The 3,438-nt window shown below is 56.8% G+C and carries 2 rRNA genes; both read right to left on the reverse strand.

What is annotated here, in order from left to right:
• Positions 1 to 62 precede the first annotated feature (62 nt).
• Positions 63 to 180 (reverse strand): 5S ribosomal RNA (rrf, locus tag ABZ805_RS29120).
• 120 nt (positions 181 to 300) lie between these two features.
• Positions 301 to 3,387 (reverse strand): 23S ribosomal RNA (locus ABZ805_RS29125).
• Positions 3,388 to 3,438: the final 51 nt, after the last annotated feature.

A 3,438-nucleotide genomic window follows, 5' to 3' on the forward strand; every position in this document is an offset into this window, starting at 1 on the left:
CAGGCCTTGGAAATGCAGGAACGCCCCGGAACCAGGTTCCGGGGCGTTCCCCTCATGAGTATTGTCGGCGGTGTCCTACTCTCCCACACCCTATCGAGTGCAGTACCATCGGCGCTGGAGGGCTTAGCTTCCGGGTTCGGAATGGGACCGGGCGTTCCCCGCTCCGCTAAAACCACCGACAAATCCAACCACACCAACACCCACCCCCAACCAGGGCAGTGCAGTGTGAAGTCTCTATCCAATTCAACAACCCCATGGTTGCTGCCTCAGACACCGTATAGTGGATGCGTAGCAATCTTTGTGAACAAGTCCTCGGCCTATTAGTACCCGTCCACTCCACACATTACTGTGCTTCCATGCCGAGCCTATCAACCCCATCATCTCTAGGAGGCCTTAACCCACAAAGGGGTGGGAGACGTCATCTTGGAACAGGCTTCCCGCTTAGATGCTTTCAGCGGTTATCCCTCCCGAACGTAGCCAACCAGCCATGCACCTGGCGGAACAACTGGCACACCAGAGGTCCGTCCGTCCCGGTCCTCTCGTACTAGGGACAGCCTTCCTCACATCTCCTACGCGCGCGGCGGATAGGGACCGAACTGTCTCACGACGTTCTAAACCCAGCTCGCGTGCCGCTTTAATGGGCGAACAGCCCAACCCTTGGGACCAACTCCAGCCCCAGGATGCGACGAGCCGACATCGAGGTGCCAAACCATGCCGTCGATATGGACTCTTGGGCAAGATCAGCCTGTTATCCCCGGGGTACCTTTTATCCGTTGAGCGACACCGCTTCCACCAGCCAGTGCCGGATCACTAGTCCCTGCTTTCGCACCTGCTCGACCTGTCAGTCTCACAGTCAAGCTCCCTTATACACTTACACTCAACACCTGATGACCAACCAGGCTGAGGGAACCTTTGGGCGCCTCCGTTACCCTTTGGGAGGCAACCGCCCCAGTTAAACTACCCACCAGGCACTGTCCCTGAACCCGATCAGGGTCCGAGGTTCAGATGCTCAGAACGACCAGAGTGGTATTTCAACAACGACTCCACACCCACTAGCGTGAACGCTTCACAGTCTCCCACCTATCCTACACAAGCCGCACCGAACACCAATACCAAGCTATAGTAAAGGTCCCGGGGTCTTTCCGTCCTGCCGCGCGAAACGAGCATCTTTACTCGTACTGCAATTTCACCGGGCCTGTGGTCGAGACAGCGGAGAAGTCGTTACGCCATTCGTGCAGGTCGGAACTTACCCGACAAGGAATTTCGCTACCTTAGGATGGTTATAGTTACCACCGCCGTTTACTGGCGCTTAAATTCTCCGCTTCACACACCAAAGATGTGCTAACAGGTCCTCTTAACGTTCCAGCACCGGGCAGGCGTCAGTCCGTATACCTCGTCTTACGACTTCGCACGGACCTGTGTTTTTAGTAAACAGTCGCTTCTCCCTGGCCTCTGCGGCCACCACCAGCTCCAGGAGAAAATCCCTTCACCAGCAATGGCCCCCCTTCTCCCGAAGTTACGGGGGCAATTTGCCGAATTCCTTAACCACAGTTCACCCGACCGCCTCGGTATACTCTACCTGACCACCTGTGTCGGTTTCGGGTACGGGCCATGCACACACATCGCTAGAGGCTTTTCTCGGTAGCACGGGATCACTGACTTCACCACAACGGCTACGCATCACCTCTCACCCTTCACACCGCCCGGATTTACCTAGACGGCAGGCTACAGGCTTACACCAGTACTACCACTCACTGGCACAGCTACCCCACTACGTCACCCCATCACTTGACTACCGCAGAATCAGGTCCCATGCACTCACACAACAACTCCGAAGAGCCATCATGCTCGCGGATGGTTAGTCTCAACCGTTTCGCCATGGGCGCGTGTACACGGGTACGGGAATATCAACCCGTTCTCCATCGACTACGCCTGTCGGCCTCGCCTTAGGCCCCGACTCACCCTGGGCGGACGAACCTGCCCCAGGAACCCTTAGTCAATCGGCGGCAGAGATTCTCACTCTGCTCTCGCTACTCATGCCTGCATTCTCACTCCCACACACTCCACACCACGGTTACCCGGATGCTTCACCGCATGCAGGACGCTCCCCTACCCAACAAGCCACAAGGACTCATTGACACGGCTTCGGCGGTGCACTTCAGCCCCGCTACATTGTCGGCGCAGGACCACTTGACCAGTGAGCTATTACGCACTCTTTCAAGGGTGGCTGCTTCTAAGCCAACCTCCTGGTTGTCTGGGCAATCCCACATCCTTTCCCACTGAGCGCACACTTAGGGGCCTTAGCCGGTGTTCTGGGCTGTTTCCCTCTCGACGATGAAGCTTCTCCCCCACCGTCTCACTGCCGCGCTCTACCCAGGCGTATTCGGAGTTTAGCTGACGTCAGTAACCCATAAGGCCCATCAACCAACCAGTGCTCTACCCCACCCAGGAAACACACGACGCTGCACCTAAATGCATTTCGGGGAGAACCAGCTATCACGAAGTTTGATTGGCCTTTCACCCCTACCCACAACTCATCCCCCAGGTTTTCAACCCTGGTGGGTTCGGGCCTCCACACGGTCTTACCCGCGCTTCACCCTGGCCATGGGTAGATCACTCCGCTTCGGGTCTGCACCACGCGACTCCACGCCCTCTTCAGACTCGCTTTCGCTCCGGCTACCCCACAACAGGTTAACCTCGCCACGCAGCAGCAACTCGCAGGCTCATTCTTCAAAAGGCACGCCATCACACAACCCAAAGATCATGCTCTGACGGATTGCAGGCACATGGTTTCAGGAACTATTTCACTCCCCTCCCGGGGTACTTTTCACCATTCCCTCACGGTACTATCCACTATCGGTCACCAGGCAGTATTTAGGCTTAGCGAGTGGTCCCGCCAGATTCACAGCGCCCTCCACGGAAACGCTGCTACTCGGGAACAAATCCACACGTACCGCATGTGCTTTCGCCTACGGGACTCTCACCCACTCCGGCCAGGCATCCCAACCTGTTCAACTAACACACACGACCACGCTGAAACGGTGACAGCCGCCTCCAGACAAGCCCCACAACCCCGAACACGCAACCCCTGTCAGGTATCCCACGCGCCCGGTTTAGCCTCCTCCGCTTTCGCTCGCCACTACTCACGGAATCACTAGTGTTTTCTCTTCCTACGGGTACTGAGATGTTTCACTTCCCCGCGTTCCCTCCCAACACCCTATACATTCAGGTGCAGGTGACCCGACATCACTCGGGCCGGGTTTCCCCATTCGGACATCCTCGGATCACAGCTCGGTTGACAGCTCCCCGAGGCATTTCGCAGCCTCCCACGTCCTTCATCGGCCCCTGGTACCAAGGCATCCACCATGTGCCCTACATAACTTGGCCACAAAGATGCTCGCATCCACTATACAGTTCTCAAACAACAACCGAAAAAAC

The sequence above is a fragment of the Saccharopolyspora sp. NPDC047091 genome (assembly GCF_040643635.1).
GTDB lineage: Bacteria > Actinomycetota > Actinomycetes > Mycobacteriales > Pseudonocardiaceae > Saccharopolyspora_C.